Origin of the sequence: Hymenobacter coccineus (assembly GCF_001816125.1) — a bacterium.
In the GTDB taxonomy this organism is placed as follows: Bacteria; Bacteroidota; Bacteroidia; order Cytophagales; family Hymenobacteraceae; genus Hymenobacter; species Hymenobacter coccineus.
On record NZ_MDZA01000212.1, the window covers coordinates 1 to 3,226 of the forward strand.

Annotated in this window: 4 protein-coding genes; all 4 read left to right on the forward strand. The window is 67.8% G+C overall.

Going from position 1 to position 3,226, the window contains the following annotated elements; genetic code table 11:
- The first annotated feature begins 65 nt into the window (after positions 1–65).
- Positions 66–824, forward strand: a complete 759-nt coding sequence (locus BEN49_RS12905; RefSeq protein WP_070744050.1) for a TrmH family RNA methyltransferase — start codon at positions 66–68, stop codon at positions 822–824.
- Positions 825–1,116: 292 nt separating this feature from the next.
- Entirely contained in the window at positions 1,117–2,085 is a 969-nt protein-coding gene (locus tag BEN49_RS12910; protein ID WP_158022899.1) for a hypothetical protein, read from the forward strand.
- A 197-nt stretch (positions 2,086–2,282) separates the two neighbouring features.
- Positions 2,283–2,837 carry an RNA polymerase sigma factor gene (locus BEN49_RS12915; protein WP_083326065.1) on the forward strand — a complete coding sequence of 185 codons (555 nt, stop codon included), beginning with the start codon at positions 2,283–2,285 and terminating at the stop codon, positions 2,835–2,837.
- Between the two features lie 70 nt (positions 2,838–2,907).
- On the forward strand, positions 2,908–3,226 hold a 319-nt coding region (locus BEN49_RS12920), incomplete at its 3' end, for an anti-sigma factor (protein ID WP_204376107.1).

The following is a 3,226-nucleotide window of genomic DNA, read 5'->3' on the forward strand; positions in this document are numbered from 1 at the left end:
CACGAGCAGCAGCGCCGCCGCGGCCCGCCAGGGCCCCCGGCCGCCAAGTTTCGTTACGAAGAACAATGATTTCAAAAGCCCAAGCCAAATACGTGCAGTCGCTGCACCAAAAAAAGTACCGCCAGCGCCACGGCGCCTTCCTCGTGGAGGGCGGCAAAAGCGTGCTGGAGCTGCTAAGTTCAGGGGTAGCGACCGAATCGGTGTGGTGCACCCCCGAATTTGCCGACCAAAACCGGGCCAAATTGGCCGCCGGCCCGCCCCCCGGCCTGCTTTCCGAGGCCGAACTGGCCCAGGTGAGCACCCTGGCCACCAACACCACCGCCCTGGCCGTGGCCCGCCGCCCGCCCGAAGCCCCGCTGTCGCCCGCCCTGGCGCTGGGGGCCCTTGTGCTGGCCCTCGATGAAGTGCGCGACCCCGGCAACCTGGGCACCCTCATCCGCCTGGCCGACTGGTACGGCCTGCCCGGCCTGGTGCTCAGCGACACCTGCGCCGACCCCTGGGCCCCCAAAACCGTGGCCGCCACCATGGGCAGCTTCGCCCGGGTAAGTATCTGGCCGCGCCCGCTGGCCGAGTGGCTGGGGGCCCTGCCGGCGGGCACCGCCGTCTACGGGGCCGACCTGCGCGGCGACAACGTGCACCGCGCCGCCCTGGCCCCGGCCGGCCAGCGCCTGCGCCAGCTGGTGCCCGCCGCCCCGGTGGCGTGGCAATCAATGTTCAGCCCCGCTGACACCGCCAAACGCCTGGCGAAAGTGCCCTTGCCGCCCCTGCCACCCCTGGCTCCAGCCGAACCTGCTCTCCCCCCATTGCCGCCCGCGCGCCGGTAGCCGACGTGCCCGAAGCGCCCGAAGCACCTCCGATGCTCGAATTGCCGGCAGCGCCTGAAGCGCCACGGCCGCCGCGGCTCCGCCGGTTGCGTAGCATGCAGCAGGGCCCCGGCAGCACCATCATCATTGAGAAGGACAAAAAAGGCCGCCTCACCCAGCTGATTGTGGACGGCAGCCGGTGGCAACCCAGAGCCCGGGCAAGAAAAGTAAGAAGAGCAAAAAGACCCAAGTGGAAGTACTTCAGGTGCCTATGACGGGTGCTTGGGTCTCGCCTAATGGGATTGAGTCGCGGGTGCGTGGCCAGGTTCGCGACCAAGTGCACGGTTGGACGATGGGGCCCCTGGTGCAAACCTTCGGGCCGGAAGCCAACCTGGAGCAGCAGAACAAAATGTTCAAGGAGCAGGAGAAGCTGTTCAAGCAGCGCGACAAGCTGTTCCAGGAGCAAAAGCAAATGTTCCGCCTGCAGAACAAGCAGCTCAACGGCCTCACGCTCATCAGGCCGGACGTGAATCTGAACGTGGACCTGGACACCGACGGCATCGAGCGCGAAGCGGTGGAATCGGCCAAGCGCAGCCTGCGCCAATCGCTGCAAAGCCCCACCTTGAGCGACGATGACCGCCGCGCCACCGAGCAAGCGCTGGCATCGTTGGAAAACCGCCGCATGAGCCGCAACAACAACCGAGCGGAAAGCGACGCGCGCCGTGCCGATGCAAACGCTCGGCAGGCCGATAGCAACGCGCGCCGCGCCGATGCGAACGCCCGGCAAGCGGATGTGAACGCGCTGCGTGCCGATGCCAACGGCCGGCGGGCCGATGCCAACGCCCGCCGCATCGACGCGGAGGTGCGCCGCCGCGAAGCGCAGGAGCAGGACGAGGAACCGGCGGACGACGTGCGGGAGCGCCGCCGCGAGTTACAAGCGCAAATCCGCGACGCCCAGCGCGAGCTGGCCATGTTGCAGCGCGAAGAAGCGATGAGTGGCAACGCCGCCGGCTCGGCCCGGGGCCCCCGCGCGCCGCAGACCCCGCCCGCGCCGCCGGCTTCTACATCGTCCACCAAGGTGCGCGACGAGCTGCGCCGCGACGGCCTCATCGGCGCCACCGAGAAGAACTTCTCGTTTCAGCTCAACGACAAGGGAGGACGCGTGAACGGCCGGGCCCTGACGCCGGCGCAGTTCGAGAAGTACCGCCGGTTGTTTTTGCCCTCCGCCACGGGGTCGGGCAAATCCAAATCTGCCATTAGCATCAACGTCGACGAGCGGTAGCACCCATTCGCCGACGGCCAGTACCCGGGCCAGTTTCTTGCAAGCCAAGAAGCTGGCCCATTTTTTGATTGAAATCCCGCCTTTGCCGGTGGCTACTCCCATGCCTGTAAAAATATTTTTTCGGGGCCCCGTAACGAACCGCCCGCCCGGCGGTACTCCTTCCAAACCCTTTCTCTTCGCCGTTTGCTTTCCTGTGTATGCCGGTTGCCGTAGTTGATGCCCCCCCGAGCGACGAAGCCCTGATGGCCCGCGTGCGGGCCGACGAGCTGGACTGCCTCACGGCGTTGTTTGAGCGGTACCAGGGGCCCCTGTTTGGGTTTCTGGCCCGCCTGGCCAACGGCGACCGGGACGTGGCCCAGGACCTGACCCAGAACGTGTTTGTGCGGGTGCTGCGCTACCGCGCCAGCTACCAGCCCGGGCAGCCTTTCCGGGCTTGGGTGTACCAAATGGCCCGCCACGTGTGGGCCGACCATTACCAACGCCAGCGCCCCACCGACGACCTGGAAGACGTAGAAAAAACCGTTTCCTACGGCCGCGCCGCCCACGCCCAACGCGCCGCCGCCGACGAGCACCAGGCCCTGCACGAAGCCCTGGCCCTGCTGCCCGCTCCCCAGCGCGAAGTGCTGGTGCTGCACCGCTTCCAGGGCTTCGACTACGCCGAAATCGGCGAGCAGCTGGGCTGCACCGCCGGCGCCGCCCGTGTAAAAGCCCACCGGGCCCTGGACGCGCTGCGACGCATTTACCTGAGCTAATAAATTACTAGATAAACTAATAAGTCATTACAATGAATCCTGTTAACCGCCATTCTTCTTCCAACCCAGCGTGCGTGGCCCTGCGGCCCTGGCTGCCCGACCTGGCCGACGGCTTGCCGCTGCCCGCCGAGGCCCAGTCCTGGCCGCCCACCTGCCCGGGTGCCCCGCCTGCCAGGCCGAGTTAGCCGAGCTACGGACCCTGTTTGCCGACCTCGACGCCCTGCCCGCCGAAGTGCCCCCGCTGGCCCTGCGCGACAACTTCCTGGCCGCCCTGGCCGCGGAAAAAGCCACGCTGGCCGCTGCCGCCCCGGCCCTCGGCCTGACGGCCCAGCGCGGCGCCAGCCCCTGGCTGCGGCCCCCAAGCCCGCCGTGGCGGAAGCCCGCGCCGG

What these genes read in the sequence shown, in the direction of transcription:
- BEN49_RS12905 (WP_070744050.1), top strand. Translation starts at nt 66, where the DNA reads ATGATTTCAAAAGCCCAAGCCAAATACGTGCAGTCGCTGCACCAAAAA.
- BEN49_RS12915 (WP_083326065.1), top strand. Translation starts at nt 2,283, where the DNA reads ATGCCGGTTGCCGTAGTTGATGCCCCCCCGAGCGACGAAGCCCTGATG.